The sequence below is a fragment of the Microbacterium sp. EB106-03-03-XG65 genome, from assembly GCF_058791955.1.
The window spans coordinates 640,665-661,727 of record NZ_JBYTEB010000002.1 but is presented as its reverse complement, the minus strand read 5'-3'; the positions used below and the strand labels follow the sequence as shown (position 1 = coordinate 661,727).

The 21,063-nt window shown below is 69.2% G+C and carries 20 protein-coding genes; 14 read left to right on the top strand and 6 right to left on the bottom strand.

Translation table 11 applies throughout. The features are described from left to right. Positions 1 to 202 precede the first annotated feature (202 nt). Complete coding sequence (locus tag AC3WS6_RS16535) at positions 203 to 1,807, top strand: ABC transporter transmembrane domain-containing protein (protein WP_492502095.1); 1,605 nt, start codon at positions 203 to 205, stop codon at positions 1,805 to 1,807. After that, the gene (locus AC3WS6_RS16530) at positions 1,804 to 3,552 is read left to right on the top strand and encodes an ABC transporter ATP-binding protein (protein WP_492502094.1); all 1,749 of its coding nucleotides are present in this window, start codon (positions 1,804 to 1,806) and stop codon (positions 3,550 to 3,552) included. The genes AC3WS6_RS16535 and AC3WS6_RS16530 overlap by 4 nt, the downstream gene beginning before the upstream one ends. Before the next feature lie 7 nt (positions 3,553 to 3,559). Here AC3WS6_RS16530 and AC3WS6_RS16525 read toward each other — a convergent pair whose 3' ends face one another. Next, entirely contained in the window at positions 3,560 to 4,087 is a 528-nt protein-coding gene (locus AC3WS6_RS16525; protein WP_492502093.1) for a TetR/AcrR family transcriptional regulator, read from the bottom strand. Between the two features lie 81 nt (positions 4,088 to 4,168). Between AC3WS6_RS16525 and AC3WS6_RS16520 the strand changes: the two genes are divergently transcribed. Continuing rightward, on the top strand, positions 4,169 to 4,879 hold the full coding sequence (locus tag AC3WS6_RS16520) for an MBL fold metallo-hydrolase (RefSeq protein ID WP_492502092.1): 711 nt from the start codon (positions 4,169 to 4,171) through the stop codon (positions 4,877 to 4,879). On the opposite strand, the gene AC3WS6_RS16515 is transcribed toward AC3WS6_RS16520, so the two are convergent. From AC3WS6_RS16515 to AC3WS6_RS16505, 3 genes are read right to left on the bottom strand one after another with little or no spacing between them, the layout of a single operon-like run. Beyond that, positions 4,876 to 5,427: a cysteine hydrolase family protein gene (locus AC3WS6_RS16515; RefSeq protein ID WP_492502090.1), complete on the bottom strand. Its 552-nt coding sequence runs from the start codon at positions 5,425 to 5,427 to the stop codon at positions 4,876 to 4,878. The genes AC3WS6_RS16520 and AC3WS6_RS16515 overlap by 4 nt on opposite strands. Then, entirely contained in the window at positions 5,424 to 6,869 is a 1,446-nt protein-coding gene (locus AC3WS6_RS16510) for a purine-cytosine permease family protein (protein WP_492502089.1), read from the bottom strand. Before AC3WS6_RS16510 ends, AC3WS6_RS16515 begins: the two co-directional genes overlap by 4 nt. A gap of 47 nt (positions 6,870 to 6,916) precedes the next feature. Next, positions 6,917 to 8,200 carry a M18 family aminopeptidase gene (locus AC3WS6_RS16505; RefSeq protein ID WP_492502088.1) on the bottom strand — a complete coding sequence of 428 codons (1,284 nt, stop codon included), beginning with the start codon at positions 8,198 to 8,200 and terminating at the stop codon, positions 6,917 to 6,919. A gap of 280 nt (positions 8,201 to 8,480) precedes the next feature. Here AC3WS6_RS16505 and AC3WS6_RS16500 point away from each other — a divergent pair, with 280 nt between their 5' ends. From AC3WS6_RS16500 to AC3WS6_RS16485, 4 genes are read left to right on the top strand one after another with little or no spacing between them, the layout of a single operon-like run. Beyond that, positions 8,481 to 9,350, top strand: coding sequence for an EamA family transporter (locus AC3WS6_RS16500; RefSeq protein WP_492502087.1), 870 nt, complete (start codon positions 8,481 to 8,483; stop codon positions 9,348 to 9,350). A 29-nt stretch (positions 9,351 to 9,379) separates the two neighbouring features. Then, positions 9,380 to 9,832 (top strand): GNAT family N-acetyltransferase, encoded by a 453-nt coding sequence (locus AC3WS6_RS16495; protein ID WP_492502086.1) that lies wholly within the window; start codon positions 9,380 to 9,382, stop codon positions 9,830 to 9,832. Between the two features lie 59 nt (positions 9,833 to 9,891). Beyond that, a complete protein-coding gene (locus AC3WS6_RS16490) occupies positions 9,892 to 10,140 on the top strand; it encodes a hypothetical protein (RefSeq protein ID WP_492502085.1) in 249 nt (82 codons plus the stop codon). Then, on the top strand, positions 10,137 to 11,147 hold the full coding sequence (locus AC3WS6_RS16485; protein WP_492502084.1) for a hypothetical protein: 1,011 nt from the start codon (positions 10,137 to 10,139) through the stop codon (positions 11,145 to 11,147). The genes AC3WS6_RS16490 and AC3WS6_RS16485 overlap by 4 nt, the downstream gene beginning before the upstream one ends. 6 nt (positions 11,148 to 11,153) lie before the next feature. On the opposite strand, the gene AC3WS6_RS16480 is transcribed toward AC3WS6_RS16485, so the two are convergent. Continuing rightward, positions 11,154 to 11,807, bottom strand: coding sequence for a response regulator (locus AC3WS6_RS16480; protein ID WP_492502083.1), 654 nt, complete (start codon positions 11,805 to 11,807; stop codon positions 11,154 to 11,156). A 226-nt stretch (positions 11,808 to 12,033) separates the two neighbouring features. Here AC3WS6_RS16480 and AC3WS6_RS16475 point away from each other — a divergent pair, with 226 nt between their 5' ends. Next, positions 12,034 to 13,182 carry a sensor histidine kinase gene (locus AC3WS6_RS16475; RefSeq protein ID WP_492502082.1) on the top strand — a complete coding sequence of 383 codons (1,149 nt, stop codon included), beginning with the start codon at positions 12,034 to 12,036 and terminating at the stop codon, positions 13,180 to 13,182. 262 nt (positions 13,183 to 13,444) lie between these two features. On the opposite strand, the gene AC3WS6_RS16470 is transcribed toward AC3WS6_RS16475, so the two are convergent. Continuing rightward, a complete protein-coding gene (locus tag AC3WS6_RS16470; protein WP_492502081.1) occupies positions 13,445 to 14,188 on the bottom strand; it encodes a GntR family transcriptional regulator in 744 nt (247 codons plus the stop codon). Between the two features lie 171 nt (positions 14,189 to 14,359). On the opposite strand from AC3WS6_RS16470, the gene AC3WS6_RS16465 reads away from it, so the two are divergent. The 6 genes from AC3WS6_RS16465 (at position 14,360) to AC3WS6_RS16440 (ending at position 21,014) form a co-directional block, all read left to right on the top strand. Then, positions 14,360 to 15,289 carry a phosphate/phosphite/phosphonate ABC transporter substrate-binding protein gene (locus tag AC3WS6_RS16465; protein WP_492502080.1) on the top strand — a complete coding sequence of 310 codons (930 nt, stop codon included), beginning with the start codon at positions 14,360 to 14,362 and terminating at the stop codon, positions 15,287 to 15,289. A gap of 163 nt (positions 15,290 to 15,452) precedes the next feature. Beyond that, positions 15,453 to 16,295, top strand: coding sequence for a phosphonate ABC transporter ATP-binding protein (phnC, locus tag AC3WS6_RS16460; RefSeq protein ID WP_492502078.1), 843 nt, complete (start codon positions 15,453 to 15,455; stop codon positions 16,293 to 16,295). Beyond that, a complete protein-coding gene (gene phnE, locus AC3WS6_RS16455) occupies positions 16,292 to 18,049 on the top strand; it encodes a phosphonate ABC transporter, permease protein PhnE (protein WP_492502077.1) in 1,758 nt (585 codons plus the stop codon). The genes phnC and phnE overlap by 4 nt, the downstream gene beginning before the upstream one ends. Next, positions 18,046 to 19,200: a TIGR03364 family FAD-dependent oxidoreductase gene (locus AC3WS6_RS16450; protein ID WP_492502076.1), complete on the top strand. Its 1,155-nt coding sequence runs from the start codon at positions 18,046 to 18,048 to the stop codon at positions 19,198 to 19,200. The genes phnE and AC3WS6_RS16450 overlap by 4 nt, the downstream gene beginning before the upstream one ends. Further along, entirely contained in the window at positions 19,197 to 19,913 is a 717-nt protein-coding gene (locus AC3WS6_RS16445) for an HAD family hydrolase (protein WP_492502075.1), read from the top strand. The genes AC3WS6_RS16450 and AC3WS6_RS16445 overlap by 4 nt, the downstream gene beginning before the upstream one ends. Positions 19,914 to 19,925: 12 nt before the next feature. Further along, positions 19,926 to 21,014, top strand: coding sequence for an alcohol dehydrogenase catalytic domain-containing protein (locus tag AC3WS6_RS16440; protein ID WP_492502074.1), 1,089 nt, complete (start codon positions 19,926 to 19,928; stop codon positions 21,012 to 21,014). The last annotated feature ends 49 nt before the right edge of the window (positions 21,015 to 21,063 follow it).

Genomic DNA, 21,063 nt, shown 5'->3' with positions numbered 1-21,063 from the left:
CTGATGCGCTCGGCCGTCGACCGCTACAAGGCGTCGGCCAGACGACATCGCATTCGCATATGTTGAAACGGGGTGCTCACCGTGATCGCGGGAGATCCCGCGATCTTCCCCTGGAGTCCCCGATGTGCCCCTTCTCCTCCGCGCGCACGCAGCGCGACCCGTCCTTCACGGTCCTCGAGGGGCAGCGAACGGCGGCGCTACGGTGACCGCCGCGGTCGGAGCAGTCTTCCGCGAGGGTGTCTGGGGCCGCGGACGCCGTGCGCGCACCGCCGTCTCGATCGCCGGCTTCTGCGGTCATCAGCTGGCCGAGGTCATGGTGCCCGTGGCCGTCGGCGTCGTGATCGATCGGGCGATCGCGCCCGGTGATCCCGCCGCCCTCGGATGGGGTCTGGTGTTCCTCGTCGTCGTGTTCGCGGTGCTGATCTGCTCGTGGCAGGTCGGTGACCGCGCGGGGACCAAGGCCTATGCCCAGGGCGAGCATGCGCTGCGTCAGGGAATCCTCGGACTCGCGCTGCGCCGACGCACGCGGCGGCCCGCGGGCGAGGTCCTCACGATCTCCTCCTCGGACGCGGGCGAGACGGCCGGGTTCTTCTGGGTCATCGCCGAGCAGGCCGCCGCTGCGACGGCCGTGCTCGTTGCCTGCATCACCCTGCTCGTGATCGCGTGGCCGCTCGCCGTCGCCGTCGTGATCGGGACGGTGGTGCAGGCGCTGCTGGTGCACGCAGTGAGCGGCGGACTGCGGCGCCGAGGGTACGAGGCGCAGAAGCAGTCCGCTCGACTGGATGCTGTGAGCACCGACTTCGCCACCGGCCTGCGCGTTCTCGGCGCACTCGGCGGTTCGACCCGGGCGGCCGATCGCTATGTCGCCGAGAGCGTTGTGGCCGCCGAGGCCGCGTATCGCGCCGAGAAGGCCGCGGCCGGTCTGACCGCGCTGAATCTCCTCATCAGCGGTCTCGCCTTCACCGGCATCGCGGTGCTCGGCGGCTGGCTGGCGCTCGACGGCGCCATCACGATCGGCGGCTTCGTCACCGCGATGGGCCTGGCCCAGACCATCCGGGGCCCGCTGCAGGCGCTCGGCTACCTGCCCGCGCAGATCGCCTCGAAGCACGGATCCGCACGTCGCATCGCGGAGTTCTCGACCGAAGCCGGGGCGGTGACGGATGCGATCGCGTCGCCGCAACGCGAGTCGGCCGATGAGAGTCCCACGGATCGCGCCGACTCTCGCGTCGTGGCCCGCCTGACCGTCAGGGGGTCGTCGATCGACATCGCGCAGGGCCAGGTGACCGGCATCCGCGCCGATCCCGATCGCATCGCGGATCTGGCGCGTCTCTTCGGTGGGCTGCGACCGCCCGTCGCAGGAGAGCTCGTCATCGGAGACATCGATGCGACCCGACTCGGCCACGACGGGCTGCGCGACGAGGTCTTCGCCCCGCCGCATGACGCGACGGTGTTCACCGGAACGGCAGCCGAGAACATCTCGACGCGGATCGACCACGCTCGCCTCGAGGCCGCAGCATTCGACGAGGTGGTGCGTCGGCTCCCGGGCGGACTCGACGAGATGGTCGGAGAGCGCGGGCTGCGGCTGTCGGGCGGTCAGCGTCAGCGTCTCCTGCTCGCACGTGCTCTGCATCAGCCGCAGCGACTGGTGGTGCTGCACGAGCCGACCACCGCGATCGATCCGATCACCGAGGCGCAGGTGGCGGCCGGACTCGCCGCCGAGGGACGCACGATCGTGCTGCTCACCGACCGCGCCTCGCTGCTGTCGAGATGTCATCGCGTGCACGACCTGAGGGGGGTGGACGCGTGAGCGACCTGAAGCTGCCGATCGCCACACGACGGGACACGGCGCGCGGTCTGCTCAGCGCGCTCGGTCGAAGACGCGCGCTCGCGGTGTTCGCGATCCTCACTCTCTGCGCGGGAGTCGGCTCCGCGCTCGTGGCTCCGTGGATCATCGGCCTCATGGTCGACGACATCGTCGCCGGAGGCTCATCCATGCTGCCCTTCGGGCTGGCGTTGACCGCGTCGCTCGCCGTCGGCGCCGGATTGACCTGGGTAGGACGCGTGCTGCTCGCCCGGCTCGCACAGGGCACGATCCGGGAGGTCCGTGAGGCGGCGTTCCGCACCGCGCTCGCCCAGCCGACGGCTCGGATCGAGGCCGCAGGCACCGGCGACCTGGTCGCGCGGCTCTCGGGCGACGTGCGCGCGGTCGGGCAGGTGGTCGAAGGAGCACTCCCCGCATTCCTCTCGGCGCTCTTCGGCATCGTGCTGAGCCTGCTCGGCATGGGCTTGATGGACTGGCGCTTCGCGCTCGCCGCGCTGGTCGCGGCCCCGATCCAGTACTTCTCGCTCCGCTGGTTCCTCCGGCGCTCGGCGCCGGTCTACCGCGAGCACCGCGTCGTCGTGGCCGAGCGGGGCCAGCGAACGATCGAGGCCGTTCGGGGCGTCGACACCGTGCGCGCTCTGCGCACGGAGGAGCAGCACCTCGCGCGCATCGCCGAGGCGAGTGAAGATGCGATCGCGCTCGAAGTGCGCGCCACCCGCGTGCGCAACGACTTCAATGTGTTCCTCAACGGCGCCGAGCTCGTGGGCCTCTCGGCCGTACTCGTGGTCGGCTATCTGCTGGTCACCGGTGGGCAGGTCGAGCTGGGCGCGGCGACCGCCGCATCGCTCTACTTCCTCGGGCTGTTCGGACCCATGGGGGCGCTGCTCTTCCGAATCGACGAGCTGCAGGATGCCGGGGCCAGCCTGGCCCGCCTGTTCGGCGTCATCGACATGCCCGCGCCGGCTGCTCGCGAACAGGAGCAGCCGCAGGAGAGGGCGGCGACGCGTCGGGGTGAGATCGAGGTCGATCGGCTCGGCTTCGCGCACCGCCCCGATCAGCGAGACCTCGTCGCCGTGTCGATGACGGTCGCTCCGGGCGAGCGGGTCGCGATCGTGGGTGCGAGCGGCGCGGGAAAGACCACGCTCGCACGTGTGCTCGCCGGAGCGCTGCCGGTCGGCACGGGCGAGGTGCGGCACGACGGGCGGGGCATCGAGCAGTGGCATCCGCATGATCTGCGCGATGCCGTCGTGATGCTCAGCCAGGAGCCGCACGTCTTCGCCGGGACGGTGCGAGACGACCTCGCGCTCTTCAGCGACGCCGACGACGAGCACATGCGGGCCATGATCGCCCAGCTCGGCGCCGAGTGGATACTCCGGCTGCCGAACGGCCTCGACACCGAGATCGGCGAGGCGGGGCATGCGCTCACGCCGGGTCAGGCGCAGCACCTGGCGCTCGTGCGCGTGGGGCTGTCGGCGGCATCCGTCGTGATCCTCGACGAAGCCACGGCCGAGGCAGGATCCGCCGATTCGGAGGCGTTGGATCTGGCATCCCTCGGCGCGATCGGCGACCGCACCGGTCTCGTGATCGCGCACCGGCTGAGACAGGCGGCGACCGCCGATCGCATCCTGGTGATGCACGAGGGGCGGATCGTGCAGTCGGGAACGCACGACGAGCTCGCAGCGGCCCCCGGACCGTACGCCGATCTGTGGGGCGCGTGGACCGCGTGGTGATGCGCGCTCAGTCGGCCGTGAGGCCCGCGATGATGCGACCCATCGCGTAGTCGAAGGCGGCGTCCACGTCGCCTCCCAGACGGAAGGCTCCGGCCAGTTCCATCTGTAGGAAGCCCGTCGCCCACGCGGTGAAGAGCCGGGCAGCATCGAGCGCGCGGTCCGCCCCGACGAGAGCGGTGCACGCGCGCAGGACCGGAGCGGAAGTCCGATGCAGGGCGTCTTCGGGAGCGGACGCGGTGAACAGCAGGCGGAACGCCTCCGGACGCTCGTGCGCGAAGGTGCGATACGCGGCGGCGAGCAGGGGGAGTTCGTCTCCGGCGGCGTCGAGCTTGTCCGTCAGCGCGTCGGCCGCGGCCTCCGCCACCGCCGACAGGAGACCATCCCGATCGCGGACGCGTTTGTAGAGGGACGGCGCCCTGACGCCCACGCGCTCGGCGACCGCCTGCATGGTGAGTCCCGCGGGGCCGGCGGATTCGAGGATGTCACGACCGGCATCGATGATGGCCGCGAGCGAGGTGCGTTCGGGGGTCGGCATCCGGATCTCCTTCATGGCTATTGACAGTAGCTATGATAGCTACGTAGACTAGCCATCCTAGCCCACCGCGAAGGAGACGCCATGAAGCTCGCGCCGCACCTGCACAGACTCGGCAACGACATCGTCGCGTCCTACCTCATCGATCTCCCTGAGGGGATCACGCTCGTCGACGCCGGACTGCCCGGTCACTGGAACGACCTGCAGCGGACTCTCGCCGAGCTCGGGCGGACGCTGGCCGACATTCGCGGTCTCGTCCTGACCCACGGCGACAGCGACCACATCGGTTTCGCCGAGCGGCTGCGCCGCGAAGCGGACGTACCGATCTTCATCCACGACGCTGACGCGCACCGTGTGCGCACGGGTGAGAAGCCGAAGACCCCGATGGGACCCACCCGCATCGGTCCGCTGATCTCCTTCGTGGCGTACGGCGTACGCAAGAACGGGTTGCGCACGCGCCATGTCACCGATGTCGTGACAGTCGCAGACGGCGAAGTGCTGGATCTGCCGGGATCGCCGGTCGTCATCGGCATGCCGGGTCACTCGCCGGGCAGCATCGCGGTGCACATCCCCACGGTGGACGCGGTGTTCGTCGGCGATGCCCTCACCACGCGCCATGTGCTGACCGGTCATGTCGGTCCTCAGCCCGCGCCCTTCACGGATGAGCCGGCCCAGGCCATCGCGTCTCTCGACAGGCTGGCCGCCGTGACGGCATCCTGGGTGCTGCCCGGGCATGGAGCTCCGTGGCGGGGGTCGCCCGCCGACATCGCGACCTCTGTGCGTGCGGCGAGCTAGAGCCCCGACAACACGGAGGCGGTGTCGCTGATCGTGATCTGCGGCGGGTAGAGACCCATCACCTGCATCGCAGCCGCATGATTCTCCGCCGTCGATCCCGCGCAGGCGTCGCCGACCACGGTGACGTGCGCTCCGGCATCCGCTGCGGCCAGTGCGGTCGAGATGACGCAGCAGTCGGTCGCGACACCCGCCAGCACGACCTGCGCCCCTCGGCCGACGACCGCTTCGATCTCTGCGCCCCACTTGCCGAAGGTCGGCAGGTCGAGAGTCGGATGCGGCGACAGCCCGACAGCCTCGGGCACGAGGTCGAACAGCGGATCGGTCGGCGGCTGGTCGGCGAAGGGCCAGGCCGCGAAGTAGGCGCCCCACGAGGTCGCGCGGTCTGCCGTCGGCACCCAGCGGGTCACGATCACGCGCTCGCCGAAGGCCGCGGCGAGCTCGCGGATGCGCGGCATCGCCTCGGCGAAGAACGGCGATCCCCAGGCCGAGTCGGGCGAGGCGAAGATCGCCTGAGGGTCGATCACGACCAGCCAGGGGCCGTCGCTCATGCCGATGCTTCCTGCCTGCGGATCTTGCCGGCGCGGGCGAACCAGGTCACGACGAACGACAGCACGAGGGCGAAGAAGACCCCGAGGTTGGCGTAGGCCCAGTCGCCGTCGACACCGCCGACGAGGCCCAGCAGGTAGCCCTGCCAGTTGTTCCACGGCGCCGCATCCGCGAATCCGTTGAGCACGAAGCCCCAGCCGATCACGCTCGCGACCACCATGGTGCCGATCGAGATCCAGTCCCACGCGCCGTAGCGGCCGCGGCTGTCGAAGAGCGCCTCATCGTCATAGTGCTTCCTGCGGCGCAGGATGTCGGCGATCAGGATGCCGGCCCACGAGGCCAGCGGCACGCCCAGCGTGATGAGGAAGCTCTGGAACGGCCCGAGGAAGTCGGTGGCGAAGAACACGACGTAGATCGTGCCGATCGTGAGGATCACGCCGTCGATCGCCGCCGCCGACGGGCGCGGGATGCGGATGCCGAGGCTCAGCAGCGTGAGGCCCGAGGAGTAGATGCCCAGCACTGCACCCGACACGAGCGCCAGCACGGCGGTGAGCAGGAACGGCACGAGCACCCAGAGCGGCAGGATCGTCGCGAGTGCACCGATCGGGTCGGCAGCGATCGCCGCGCTGAGCTCGTCATCGGATCCGGCGAGCAGCAGACCGAAGATGACGAGGATCACGGGAGCGACCGAACCGCCGATCGTGTTCCACAGCACGATCGCCCCATCGGATGCCGTGCGCTTCTGGTAGCGCGACCAGTCGGCGGCGATGTTGATCCAGCCGAGCCCGAAGCCGGTCATGACCATCACGAGAGCGCCCGTGACCTGGCCGATCCCGCCGTCGGGCCGAGCCAGCACGGCGGCGATGTCGATGCTCGGGGCGGCGAGGACGATGTAGAGCACCGTCACGATGCCGGTGATCCAGGTGAGCACCGACTGCAGCTTCATGATCGTGTGATAGCCGAGCACGGATGCCGCGACGATCAGCGCGGCGACGATCACCGTGGCGGTGATCTTCAGCGCGATGCTGTCGCCGTCGCCGCCGAGCTGCGTGATGACGGTGGCCGTCGCGAGCACCGCCATGATCGCGAGGAACGTCTCCCAGCCGATCGATGTCAGCCACGAGACGATGCCCGGAACCTTCTGCCCCTGCACGCCGAAAGCGGCCCGCGACAGCACCATGGTGGGTGCCGAGCCGCGCTTGCCGGCGATCGCGATGAGCCCGCACAGCAGGAACGACACCACGATGCCGATGATCGACACGATCGTCGCCTGCCAGAACGAGATGCCGAACCCCAGCACGAACGAGCCGTACGACATGCCGAACACCGACACGTTCGCCGCGAACCACGGCCAGAAGAGGTCGCGCGGCTTCGCCGTGCGCTCGGATTCGGGGATGATCTCGATGCCCGCGCGCTCGATGAGAGCAGGCTTGATGTCCGTCATGCCATCATCCTGGCACCGTGGACGGCCCACGAGGGCGGCGACAGGGCTCAGCCGGCGAAGAATGCCCTCGCGACCCGCGTCAGGTCGTGCAGGTCAGACACCCCGGCGAGCTCACGGGCGGAGTGCATCGACAGGATCGGGATGCCGACGTCGACCGTGCGGATGCCGAGGCGCGTCGCCGTGATCGGGCCGATCGTCGACCCGCAGGGCACCGTGTTGTTCGACACGAACTCCTGGGTCGTGACGTCGGCGGCGTCGCACCACCGGCTCCAGGCGGCCGAGCCGACGGCATCCGTCGCGTAGCGCTGGTTGGCGTTGAGCTTGAGGATCGGACCGGAGCCGAGCACGGGCTGCACGACGGGGTCGTGCTTGTGCGCGTAGTTGGGGTGCACCGAATGGCCGACATCGCTCGACAGGCACCACGACGACGAGAGGGCGCGGCGGGTGTCGGAGGCGGTGGCACCCAGAGCGTCGTAGACGCGCCCCAGGATGTCTTCGAGGAAGGGGCCGGCGGCGCCGGAGCGGGAGTTCGAGCCGAGCTCCTCGTGATCGAAGGCGGCGAGCACCGCGATGGGGCCGGAGGCGGGGGTGCCGAGCTCCTCGAGCGCGACCACTCCCGCATGCACGGAGGCGAGGTCGTCGAGACGGCCGGACGCGAAGAACGCGTCGTTCTTGCCGAACACGGCACCGCGCGCGGAGTCGGCGATCACCACGTCGTAGCCGCGGATGTCGGATGCCGACACGCCCGCGGAATCCGCGAGCTCGGCCAGGATGTCGGCCTGCGAGGGGTCGCCCAGACCCCAGACCGGCTGAGTCTGGTACTGCTTGTCGAGGGCGAGTCCGGTGTTGGCCTCGCGATCGAGGTGCACGGCCAGCTGGGGGAGTCGCAGCATCGCGCCGGTGTCGGCGAGCACGACGCGGCCGTCGGCCAGCGCGAGGCGCCCGGCCAGACGCAGCTCGCGGTCGAGCCAGGAGTTCAGCAGCGGGCCGCCGTAGACCTCTACGGCCGCCTGCAGCCAGCCCCGCGAGCCGGTGGTCGGCTGCGGCTTGAGCTTGAAGCCGGGGGAGTCGGTGTGTGCGCCGAGCACGTGCACGGGTGTCGTGGCGACGGCATCCGTCGGAAGAGTCCAGGCGATCGCCGCGCCGTCGCGCACCACGACGTATCGCCCGCCGGGGGCCACGGCCCAGGCATCCTCCTCGGCGAGACGCTCGAAGCCGGCATCCTCGAGGCGCCGCGCCGTCTCGGCGGCGGCGTGATAGCTCGAGGGCGAGGCGTCGACGAAGTCGGCGAGATCGGCGGCGTGGGCGAGCGCATCCGGGGTGACGGGCATGAGGGACCTTCCTGAAAGGGGCGGTCCTTCGATCGTAATCGGGGACCGCGTGTCACGTCGCCGGGCGAGGGTCCCGTCGTTCACCGGCCGGACACCTGCGCCCTCTATCGTGACGTTCGATAGCGCCTAGGGTTCCGGGGCTCGTTCGCACGTCCGGTGCGATCGGCCCGTCTGGTCCGAGCGGCGCCACGGTGCTCCTCCGCAGGGGCGCCGTCATCTGACAGGACAAAAGCCCGGAGGACCCGTTCGTCGCGCCGCGCGACGACCAGAAGGGTCTGTCATGTCACCTCTCGCTTTCGCCCTCGTGATGGCCGCGGCGATCACCCACGCGGCCTGGAACGTCATCGCGCACGGCGTGAGCCGAGCGGGCATGCCGTTCCTCTGGTGGGGCGCGGTCGGCGGAACCGCCGTATGGATCGGGGTGATTCCGTTCACGGGCGGACTCGGCACCGACGACGTGCTCGCCTTCCTGCTCGGGGTGGGGGTCTCGGCGGTCATGCACGTCGTGTACATGGCCGTGCTGCAGCGCGGATACCGCGAGGGCAACCTCTCGACCGTGTACGCCACGGCTCGGGGGACCGGCCCGTTCCTCTCGGTGCTCGTCGCCGTGCTCGTGCTCGGGGAGCGGCCGTCGCAGATCGCGTTGATCGGCGTCGCGGCGATCATCCTCGGTGTCGTGGCGATCGGACTCGTCGATCGCGGGCGGACGGGTCCGTCGACGCCTCGCCGCATCGACCCCGGCCTCGTCTTCGGCCTGCTCACGGGTGTCGCGATCGCGGCCTACACGATCTGGGACGCGCACGCCGTGCGCACCTGGAACCTGTCTCCGGTGGCGTTCATGGTCGGCACGATGCTGCTCGAGATCCCCTTCTACTCGATCGGGGTCCGGCGTCGGTGGGGCGCGGTGTGGGCGCTCGGTCGTGCGCAGTGGAAGCGCATCGTCGCGTTCAGCATCCTCTCTCCGCTCTCGTACATCCTCGTGCTCACCGCCATCCAGATGGCGCCGGTCGCGCTCGTCGCGCCGCTGCGGGAGGTGAGCGTCGTGCTCGTCAGTCTGTTCGGCGTGTTCGCGCTGAAGGAGAGCCGACCCGGGTGGCGGATCGCCGCGTCGGCGGTGGTGGTGGCGGGCATCGTACTGCTCGCGCTGTGAGGGTGCCGCCCCCTGGGAGAATGGACCGCGTGAATGTGTCGTGGTCGAGTCGCCCGAGCACCCCGTCGGATGCGTCGTGGATCGCCGAGTTGCGCGCCGTGGTGCTGCGCCCCGATCTCGAGCGACTGGGCAGGTTCGACCCGGTGCGAGTGCGGCAGAGGTTCTTGGATGCCTTCGAGCCGCGCTTCTCGCGCGTGATCGTCGCCGAAGGCGTCGACGTCGGGACGGTCGCTGTGCGGCCGGCCGCGGATGCCGCCTGGATCGAGCACTTCTATCTGGCGCCCGACTGGCAGGGGCGCGGGCTGGGCGGCGCCGTCTTGGCGGATGCCCTCGCCAAGGCGCCTGATGCGGCGAGTCCCGTGACCTATCGATTGAACGTGCTGCAGGGGAGCGCGGCGAGGCGCCTGTACGAGCGTCACGGTTTCGTGGTCGAGAGCGAAGACGACGTCGACGTGTTCATGAGGCGGGTGCCGGTTCGCTGAGCACGAGCCTCATGCAACCGGGCTTGCTAATCCATGCTTAGCAAGCTAGGTTGCTAATCATGGAGTCCACAGAGTTGGCCGCGACCGCAGACGATCTGCTGCATCCCCGCGAAGGCCTGCGCGCGGTCGCTGCGTTGCGGCTGCACGTCGAAGCGCTGGAGTTCCGCCAGGTCGAGGCGGCATTGCGCGCCGGGTTCAGCTGGAGCCAGATCGCCGAGCTGCTCGGGGTGTCCCGCCAAGCCGTCCACAAGAAGTACGGCAGACGAGTGGATCCGACGATCGACGTCCCGAGAAGGAGGCGCTCATGAGTCGCATGGTTCGCACCATCAAGTGGTTCCGCGAGATCAGCGTGCTCGCCGAAGACGAGCAGCGCCGTGCCGCGCACCCCGACATCGATGTCGAGCACCTGTTCCTTGCGCTCCTCGGCATCGGCGGGTCGGTGACCGATGCGCTCGCCCGCGACGGGGTCATCCTTGCCACAGCGCGCACGGCGTTTCAATCGCTGTACGCCAGTCGCTTGGCACGCCTCGGTGTGGCATCCACCGCGGCGATCGATGACGGCCGACGAATACCTGAGGGAGCCACGCGCGGAGGCTTCGTCTACAGGGAGGGCGTGCGCGCGATGCTGGAGAACGCGGCGGCAGCTCCGCATCCGGATCTCACCCTCTTCCGTGCATTGCTCGACGAACCCAGCGGGCATGTGAGAGAGGTTCTCCGAGATCTCGGCGTAGATCCCGATGCCCTCCTTTTGTCGTTGGAGCGCTCCGTCCCGGCGCCACGGCAGCAGATCCGCGACCAGCAGCTTCGCGACCACGCGCGGCCGCGTGGAACCGAGCGCGAGTACCGTCGCTTCGTCCCAATCCCGGTGGGAGAGGTGCGGGCGCTTCTCTCCCACCCGGAACGGTGGCTCGAGTGGAACGACTTCGAGGCTCAGGCGGCTCAGGTGAAGCCGAGTGGCGAGGTGCAGGCGCACACCCGCGAGCGGCACGTCGACGGAAGGCCCGCACGGCTCAAGCCCGAGTTCGCCACGACCGATCACCGCATCCGATCATCCGAGAGGCTGGGGGCCATCGAATGGGTACGCTCGTTCCCTGGCGCCCCGCACATCGCGGGTCAGGTGCTGCGTATCGATCTCGAGCCGCGTGGCGCCGGCACCGAACTGACCCTCTCGCTCCGCCGCGACACAGCGGACGCCGCATCAGACGGGCTGCTCCGCCGCACGGGCCGCGTGCTGCTCACACCGCTTCGTCGTCTCATCGTTCGCGCGTACCTGCGAGGCAAGGCCGACAACATCTCTCGGGCGCTGCGTACCTGACTCGCGTCAGCGGAACTCGACGAGGCCCGCGTGCGCCGCGGTCACCAGGATCTGCACGCGGTCACGCACGTGCCACTTCGACATGATGCGGCCCAGATGTGCTTTGACTGTGCCCTCCGAGACGATCAGCGCGCGAGCGATCTCGGCATTCGACATGCCCTGGGCCAAGCGTTGCAGCACCTCTTCTTCGCGGTCGGTGAGCTCCTCGAGGGTTCCATCGCCGCCGACCGGCTCGGTGTCGCGCACATGCTTGATCAGCAGTGACGCGATGCGCGGAGAGAGTGAGCTCGCGCCGCTGTAGACCTCGCGCACCGCAGCGACGATGCTCGCAGCGCTCGAGTCCTTCAGCATGTACCCCGACGCGCCGGCGCTCAGCATCGGCAGCACGGTGTCGCTGCCGTCGAGCGTCGTCACCGCCAGGATCTTCACCTCCGGCCAGCGCTCGCTGATCACCGCAGTCGCCTCGATGCCGTTCATCTCGGGCATCTGCACATCCATCATCACGACGTCCGGGCGCTCGCGCTCGACCGTGTCGATGCCCTCGAGACCCGACTCGGCCTCGGCGATCACCGTGATCTCCGGGTCGCGCGAGACGAAGTGTGAGAGCGCTGAACGCACCAAGGGGTCGTCATCGACGATCACTACGCGGATTTCGGGCATGGAGGAAGCCTAACCGGGGTCGACCACGGGTGCGAAGGACTAGACCTTTGGCTAGTCAGCTCTGGCCTTAAGGCAGATGCGCGGCAATCTGTTCACCGAGAAGATCAATACATCGCTAAACAAAAGTACAACTCGGGAGGTGAATGTATATGTCTTTTTGGGATCAGGTTGGTCGCTTCTTCGGCTTCTATCGTTAATATAGCTGGCGAAAAGGAGATACTGAAGTATGGCTTCAAGTCTTGCGACAGGTGATCGTTTCGACGTCACCCGACTCGGTAAGGGCGAGAAGCTCAGCACGATCGAACGGATCGCCGTTCTGGCGGTCGTCGGTACGATCCTCATCTTCGACATCGTCGGACTGTTCCTCCCTCCGGGGCTGGAACCGCTGACAGCAGTCATCAGCATCGCCTCCAGTGCGGTTCTGATCATGTATCTCTGGTCGCCCCTCGTCGCGACATGCGCCCTCGGCGTCGTGTTCGCACTCTCATTCATTCCCGGCAGTCAAGCCCAGGTGCTGACCACCGCCGCATTCGCGGCCGGTCTGATCATGCGGCTCGGGTGGACCTCATTGGTCCTCTCGTATGTCGGAGTATTCCTCGTCGCCGCCGCGTTGGTGGCGACCAGCGGATCGACCGAGGTCTTCCGTGTCAGCATCTTCCTCGTCGGCGCCGCAGTGTCCGGAGCTGTCGGTTACGCACTTCGTCTCGCCTTCGCCCGAGGGCGGACGCTCGAGGTGCAGCTCGCGCAGAAGGCCGAGCAGGAAAGACAAGCAGTCCTCGCCGAGCGACGGTGGATCGCCGGTGAGTTGCACGACAGCATCGCTCACCACCTCACGGTGGTGTCGCTGCACGTGCAGATGCTCGACGACGATCGGGCGAGCGCCTCTTCTCAGGAGGCGATCCGCATCGCTGCACGAAAAGCCATGACCGATCTGCGGTTCGTGATCGATCTCGCCGACGACGGTCCCCGCTCCGCGGGCATGCCCGCCGGCGACCTCGCCGCATCCATCGAAGAAGCCGCGGAAGAATTCGAGTCCGCGGGGCACCCCGTGGCTCTCAGCGGAGACCCGACCGACGAGCGCATCCCGCGCGCGGCCGAGATCATCCTCGCCCGCATCATGCGAGAGTCCGCGACCAACGCCCTGAAGTACGCAGGCGAAGGCGAGATCGCCATCGACCTCGACGTGAGCGACGAGTCCGCCGTGCTCACGGTCGCCAGCCCGCTCTCCCCGACGCCTCGACGCGAGCTCTCATCGAGCCGTACCGGCATCGGCCGGATGGCCGAAAGGGTTCTCGGAGCCAGCGGCACTTTCGACGCCGGCGAGATCGGCGGACGCTGGGTCGTCTCGGCCCGTCTGCCCATCGCACGCGTCTGACCCGCAAGCCACAGCACGCGATCGACCCGCATCCGGCGCGAAACACCCGATATTCCGGAAGACTGGCCAAAGGTCTATGTGGGGTCTCGACGTTAGACCGTACTCCCTCGGTAGATATGCGGTTTACATTGGTAATACCCCAGAAATAGCGCATCCCCAGCGCTGTGATCGCGAGCGCGATCCTTGGAATCTGATCCCCTCGCGCTCGCGATCAGCTTCTCTTCTGTCGGCCTGATCCGACAGAAGTCGGCGATCATTCGGCTCAGCCGCCGACCGCCCTCATGTAGTGCCCATCCGTCGAGATTCCGGATGCTGCCACGGTGAAGCGCACGACCTCGCTGAGGTATCTGTCTTCCGAGGCCTCGAAGACGCGCCCCTCCGCGTCGCGTGAGATGCGGCTGAGGCGCAGTATCGGCGTTCCCTGTGCCACCTGCAGCAGCGAGGCGTCCTGCTCGTCCGCTGCCACCGCGTCTATCTGGTGCTGCAGGCCGACGATCGGGTGCCCCTTCGAGCCGAGGTACTCGGTGATCGAGATCTCGTCCGGGTCGACGGCGAACAGCAGACGTCCGACCGCCTCGGTGAAGAACAGTCGCTCGAGCATGGTCGGGCGACCGTCGAGCAGGCGCAGTCGCACGACGCTGACGATGATGTCGTCCGGTGAGACCCCGAGCAGCTCGGCGCGGTCTCCCGCACGTCTCAGGCTCAGCTCTTGGGTTCGTGCCCCCGGCTCGACGCCGAGTTCACGCGCCCAGCGGGTGAACGGCACCGAGACGTCGACCGCCTGGCTGGCCTTCTGGGCGACGACGCGCGCGGGGCGGCCGCGCCCGGTGTCGATCAGCCCCTCGGCCTTGAGAGCGGCGAGCGCGTTCCTGATGGGGCCGCGCGACGTCCGCCACCGTTCGGCGAGCTCGGCCTCGGTGGGGACGTCGTCTCCGGGGCGCAGTGCGCCGGCCTGGATCTGCGAGCGCAGCTCCTCGGCGATCTGGGTGTATACAGCTTCGGCCACATAGGCATACTACCTCGGCATCCGCCCCTTCTCGTCGCCCGTTCTTCGTGAGTTCACTTCGGGAAATCACGGATGAACGAACCCTGAACTCTTCAGAGTTAGGTATATATCTCGCTCACTCGGCTGTCAGAGTGGCTGACGGATCACCTCCCTCACCCTCGAAAGGTCCTCATGAAGCTCCGTGCTCTCCCCGTTCTCGCCGGCGCCGCGATCCTCGCGCTCGGCCTCTCCGCGTGCTCCGGTGCCGCCGAGGCCACAGGCAGCTCCGGTGCCGCAGAGTCATCCTCCGGCAGCGCCTTCGCGGTCGACGAGGACACCCTCGTCTTCGGCGTGGTTCCCGACTCGGTCGACACCGAAACGAACTACCAGCCCCTGATGGACTACATCGCCGAGATCTCGGGCAAGACCGTCGAATACCACGAGTCCACCGACTACGCCGCCCTGATCGAGGCCGCGGTCGCCGGCAAGGTCGACGTCGCCTCGTTCTCGGGCTTCACCTACGTGACGGCCACGAACAACGGCGCCGAACTCACGCCGATCTCCTCGATCGTCACCGAAGAGGGCCAGGAGCCCGGCTACTACTCGCAGGCGATCGTCCCGGCCGACAGCGACATCGACAGCTACGAGGACTTCGCGGGCAAGAAGGTCTGCTTCGTCGACCCGTCGTCGACCTCGGGCTACCTCTTCCCGTCGTACAACCTGCTCGAGGCGGGCATCGACCCCAAGACCGACATCACCCCGGTGTTCGCGGGCAAGCATGACGTGAGCGTGCAGAAGGTCGGCGAGGGCGTCGAATGCGAGGTCGGCTTCGCCGAAGACTCCGAGGTCGAGAAGTCGGATGCGGTCAAGGTCATCGACGAGACGATGGTCCCCGGTGCTCCGCTCGTCTACTCCTCGAGCCTGCCCGATGACGTCTCGACCACGCTGATCGACGGCCTCGCCGAGATCACGATCGACGACATCGTCGCCGCCGGCATCGACGGCGCCGACACGGATGCGTTCCGCAGCGTCTTCTTCGCCACGAAGCCGGTCGACGACGCCTATTACGACCTCATCCGCGACATCTGCGAAGAGACCGAAGCGGAGCAGTGCAAGGCCTGAGCCGCGCACAGCGCCTCGCTCCCGGTCGCTGAGCGAGGGAGCGAATGAGCGGGGCGGGAGGCGCTGAACGTCGGCGCTCCTCGTCCCGCTCGACCCGCTCATCCCGCTCATCCCGCTTGTCCCGCTCACCGATCGAGCGTCAGCACTCACGAGGAGAACCGTCATGAACGCCGCATCCCCCGCCCTCATCCGCCTCGACGGCGTGACCAAGACCTTCGGGTCGACCACCGCGCTGAAGAACGCCTCGCTGCAGGTCGCACGCGGCGAGATCGTGGTGCTCCTCGGACTCTCCGGCTCCGGCAAGTCCACACTTCTGCGTCATCTCGACGGTCTGGAGACCCCGACCTCCGGCTCGGTCGAGGTGCTGGGGCAGCAGGTGCCGTCGCTCTCGGGCAAGGCACTGCGCGCACTGCGCAGCCGCGTCGGCTTCATCTTCCAGCAGTTCGAGCTCGTGCCCTCGCTCACCGTGCTCGAGAACGTGCTCACCGGGTCGCTGTCGACGGTGCGCGGACCGCGCCTCGGGCTCTGGGGCTACTCCCGCGCGTCGAAGATCCGCGCCCTCGAGCACCTCGACCGCGTCGGTCTGCTCGACCGTGCCTACCAGCGCAGCGACACCCTGTCGGGTGGGCAGCAGCAGCGCGTCGCGATCGCGCGTGCGCTCATGCAGAAGCCCGACATCCTGCTGGCCGACGAGCCCGTGGCCTCGCTCGACCCCGAGTCCAGCGACCAGGTCATGGCGCTGATCCGCGAGATCGCCGCCGACGAGGGACTCACGGTGGTGTGCAGCCTGCATCAGGTCGATCTCGCCATCTCGTGGGCCGACCGCATCGTGGGTCTCCGACACGGCGAGGTGGTGCTCGACACTCCGACCACCGATCTCACCAAGGCGGAGGTCATGGAGATCTACGGCCGCGTCGCGACCACGACCGCCGAGATCCAGGCCGTGGCGATGGAGCTCATCGAGGAGCCCGCCCTGGTCACCGCCGACGAGGCGCGCGTCTCATGACGCTGCTCGATTCGTCTGCACAGCCGGCGGGATCTGCGGCGATCGGCCCGCGCGGCGGCGCCGTGGCCGATCGCGCGCCCCGGCGGCGACTCTCGCCCGAGCGCATCGCGGCCTCGCTCACGCTGCTCGCACTGCTGGTGCTCGGCATCCTGGCCGTGAACCAGGTCGGCATCTCGATCCCCGCCATGGTGCAGAGCTGGGGCAACGCCGAGAACTTCATGGCCCGCGTCGGCGGACTCTCTTTCCCCGAGCCTGCGGATCTCGCCTGGCTGATCGCGCTCACCGTCGGGCTGGTGCTGGTGGGCACCCTGCTCGCGGCCGTGCTCTCGGTGCCCATCGCCTACCTCGCCGCATCGAACACCACACCCGGCAACGGATGGCGTGCTGCCGCCCGGTTCATCGGCGTGCTCACCCGCGCGCTCCCGGATGTCGTGCTCGCCATGGCGTTCGTGCTCATGTTCTCGCTCGGCACGCTGCCGGGCATCCTCGCGATCGGCATCCACTCGATCGGGATGATCTCGAAGATGTTCGCGGATGCGATCGAGCAGATCGATGAGGGGCCTCGTCGTGCGATCCGCGCGGCCGGCGGCTCGAAGCTGCAGGAGTTCGCCTCCGGCATCCTGCCCCAGGTGCTGCCGAGCTGGGTCGCGACGGTGCTGCACCGCAACGACATCAATCTGCGCGGCAGCGTCGTGCTCGGCTACGTCGGCGTCGCGGGCCTCGGCCTCGAGATGTCGTACGCGTTCAAATCGCTGAACTACGGAAAGGGTCTGGGCATCGCGCTCGTGATCTTCCTCCTGTGCATCGCGATGGAGATCGTCTCCAGCATGGTGCGCGGCGCGATGCTCGGACAGCAGAAGCACACGCGGTCGTGGATCGACCGCATCCTCCATCCGCGCCTGCGGGATGCCGGGTCCGCGGACGGCGCCGCCGCCACCGCGCGTCCGGACTGGGCCGCCACTCCGCAGACGGCTGTGCGCCGGCCGTGGACGGGCGAGCGTGTGCGCGACACGATCGGCGCGCTCCTCGCCGTGCTGGTCGTGATCGGCAGCGTCGTGGTGAGCCAGATCAACTGGGGCGACTTCTTCACGTTCTGGGCGAAGCTGCCCGAGGTCGCCGCCCGGTTCTGGCCGCCGTCGTTCGGCAACTACGACATCGCCGCCATGGTCGCCGCCATGGTCGACACCGTCTCGATCGCACTGGCGGCCACCGTGCTGACCCTGATCCCCTCGCTGCTGCTCGGCTCGCTCGCGGCGAGCAACGTGGCCCCGAGTTCGGGCATCCGCGGTGCCGCGCGCCTGCTGCTCGTCGGCATCCGCGGCATCCCCGAGCTGATCCTCGCGATCGTGCTCGTGGTGATCACCGGTCTCGGTGCGCAGGCGGGTGTGATCGCTCTCGCGATCGGCGGCATCGGTCTGCTCGGCAAGCTCATCGCCGACTCGTTCGAAGAGGTCGACCGCGGGCCCGAGCGCGCGCTGCGGGCTGTCGGAGCGACACGCGTGCAGACCTACGCCTCGGCCACGGTGCCGCAGGGCATGCAGGCTCTCATCGGCCACAGCTTCTACATGCTCGACACGAACATCAGGGCGGCGACGATCCTCGGCATCGTCGGCGGCGGCGGTGTCGGCTACTACCTGCTCAACGCCAGCCAGGGGTCGCGCTACGAGACGGTCACCGCGATCGTGCTGATGATCCTCGTGACGGTGCTGATCGTCGAGGGGCTCGCGATGTGGATGCGGAAGGTGTTCCGGTGAGCGCGCTCTCCGCCTCCGCCGACGTCGTCGTGGTCGGCTCGGGCATCGTCGGACTCGGCTCCGCGTACGCGGCGGTGCGCCGCGGGCTGCGGGTGATCGTGATCGATCGCACCGACGGCCCGATCGGCGCCACGATCCGCAACTTCGGGCACCTGTGCATCGGGGCGCAGCACGGCGAGGCGCGCCGGTACGCCGACGCCTCGCGCGAGCTCTGGCTGCGGCTCTCTCGCGACGCCGGTTTCTGGCTCCGCGAATCGGGCACGCTGGTCGCTGCCCGCCACGTCGATGAACTCGCGGTGCTCGACGAGGCGGCGCGCGACGGCGGCATCCGGATGCTGGAGGCCGATGAGCTGCGGCGCCTCGCGCCCCTGCGCGCTGCGGGGCTGCTCGGCGGCGCGCACATCGAGACCGATCTGCAGACCGATCCGCGCACGGCGGCCTCCGCGATCGTGCGCCATCTCGCCGCGCTCGGGGTCGAGTTCCGGTTCCGCACCGCGGTGACGTCGATTCCGAGTCGCCCGGGTGGCACCGCACGGGTCGAGACGAGCAGGGGAGCGATCGAGGCGGGTGCCGTGGTCGTCGCGGTGAACCACGACGTCGATCAGCTTCTGCCCGAGGTGGCCGAACGTATCGGCGTGGTGCGCTGCGCGCTCGACATGATGCGGGCGGCGGTGACCGTGCAGCATCCGCTCACCGCCCCGCTGCTGACCGGCTGGTCGCTCGTGCGCTACGGGCGCTTCGCCGACACGGCCTCGGCGGCGGCCCTGCGTGAGCGTCTGCATTCCGAGCGTCCCGATCTCGCGACGCTCGACCTCAACCAGATGTACACGCAGCTGCCCGACGGCACGCTCATCATCGGCGACTCCCACGCCACGGCCACGGCGCCCGAGCCCTTTCAGCCCGAGGCCGCGTTCACGGCGTTCCTCGCCGAGGCGGAGGCGCTGTTCGACATGCCCGCGCCGCGGGTGCTCGAACGCTGGCAGGGGGTCTATGCCCGGGGCCCGAGGGAGTTCCTCATCGAACGCGTCGACGAGGGCGTGCTGGCGCTCGCCGCCACCACCGGCATCGGAATGACCACGGGTCTGGGACTCGCCGAAGAGAATCTCGCATCCGCCTTCGGGTGGGCACCCGCAATGGAAGGAACATCATGACCGCTCTCGACACCATCCGCACCGAACTCGTCGTGCTCGACATGGCCGGCACCACGGTGCTCGACGACGGCGTCGTCGAGCAGGCGTTCCAGCGCGCCGCGGAGCGCACCGGGGTGGCCGATCGGATGCCGTGGCATGAGGCGCTGGCCCATGTGCGCGACACCATGGGCCAGTCGAAGATCGATGTGTTCACGCATCTCGCCGACGGTGATCGCGCCGCCGCCGAGCGCGCGACCGCCGCGTTCGAGGGTGCATACGCCGAGATCGTCGCCGCACACGGCGTCACCGAGATCCCCGGGGCCGCCGATGCGATCCAGGGACTCAAGGATGCCGGGCTGCGGGTCGTGCTCACGACCGGCTTCGCTCCGGTGACCCGCGACGCGCTCATCGACGGGCTCGGCTGGGGTGGTCTCGTCGACCTCGTGCTGTCGCCCGTCGACGCCGGTCGCGGTCGTCCCGCGCCCGATCTCGTGCTCACCGCGCTCCTGCGCACGCAGACCTCGTCGGTCGAGGCGGTAGCGGTCGCCGGCGACACGGTCAGCGACATCGAGTCCGGTCGTCGTGCCGGCGCCGGGTTCGTCGCGGGGGTGCTCACGGGTGCGCACGTCACTGAGGCGCTGAACGGCGCGGGAGCCCATGCCGTGCTCGCCGATGTGACCGAGCTGCGCGCGGCGCTCGCCGAGCGCGGCCGACTCGCCCTCGTCGCGGGCTGAGGGGGCGCCGTCATGGGAACCCTTCTCGTGCGTCCGCCCGGCCATCGCCGCGATGTCGCGCTGCGCCCTGCCGCGACGGCCATGGTCTGGATCGGCGAGGGGCATCCGCACGAGATGATCGCCGTGCCCGGGGTGGCTCTCGGTGACGGCGACGTGCTCGTGGCGGTGGAGATGTCGACGATCTGCGGTTCCGACGTGCACACCGTGCAGGGGCGACGGTCGGCGCCGGTGCCGCTCGTGCTCGGTCACGAGAGCGTGGGCCGGGTGATCGCGATGGGCGACTGCGGAGCGACGGCTGTCGACGGCAGCCCTCTGCGCATCGGCGATCGCGTCGTGTGGTCGGTGACGATCTCGTGCGGCACGTGCGACAGGTGTGTGCGAGGCCTGACGCAGAAGTGCCGCACGCTCGGCAAGTACGGCCACGACCGGGTGGGTGTCAACGGCGATCTCTCCGGCGCATTCGGCAGCCATGTGCAGGTGCGCGCCGGGACCGCGATCGTGCGGGTGCCCGAATCGCTCCCCGCGGCTGTGCTCGCTCCTGCCTCGTGCGCCACGGCGACGGCCTGGGCGGCGGTGGCGCGAGCCGCTCGCGACCACGACCTCGACGGCGCCGCGGTGCGCGTGCACGGGGCCGGTCTCGTCGGGCTCACGGCTGCGGCGATCGCCGTCGAGCACGGGGCATCCGTCGAGGTGCTCGATCCGAACCCCGCGCGCCGCGCGCTCGCGGCCCGTTTCGGAGGCGCGCCGCTCGACCGGGAGCCCGAGGTCGTGATCGAGGCTTCGGGGCATGCGGTCGCCGACGCTCTCGAGGGGGTCGCGACCGGTGGAACCGTCGTGCTCGTCGGCAGCGTCTTCGCCGCAGACCCCGTGCCCGTCGACGCCGAGAGCATCGTGCGCCGGCTCGTCACTGTGAGCGGCGTGCACAACTACACAGGGGCCGAGCTCGCCGAGGCGGTCGCCTTTCTCGGCGGACGAGGTCGCGCCTATCCGTTCGCGGATGCGGTGGGAGAGGTGCGTCCGCTGGCCGACATCGACGACGCGCTGACCCGGGCATCCGCCGCGGGCGCGCCGCTGCGGATCGGTCTCGTGCCCGGGCGCTGAACACCCGGTCTCAGATCTTCCCGGTCTCAGATCTTCCCGGTCTCAGATC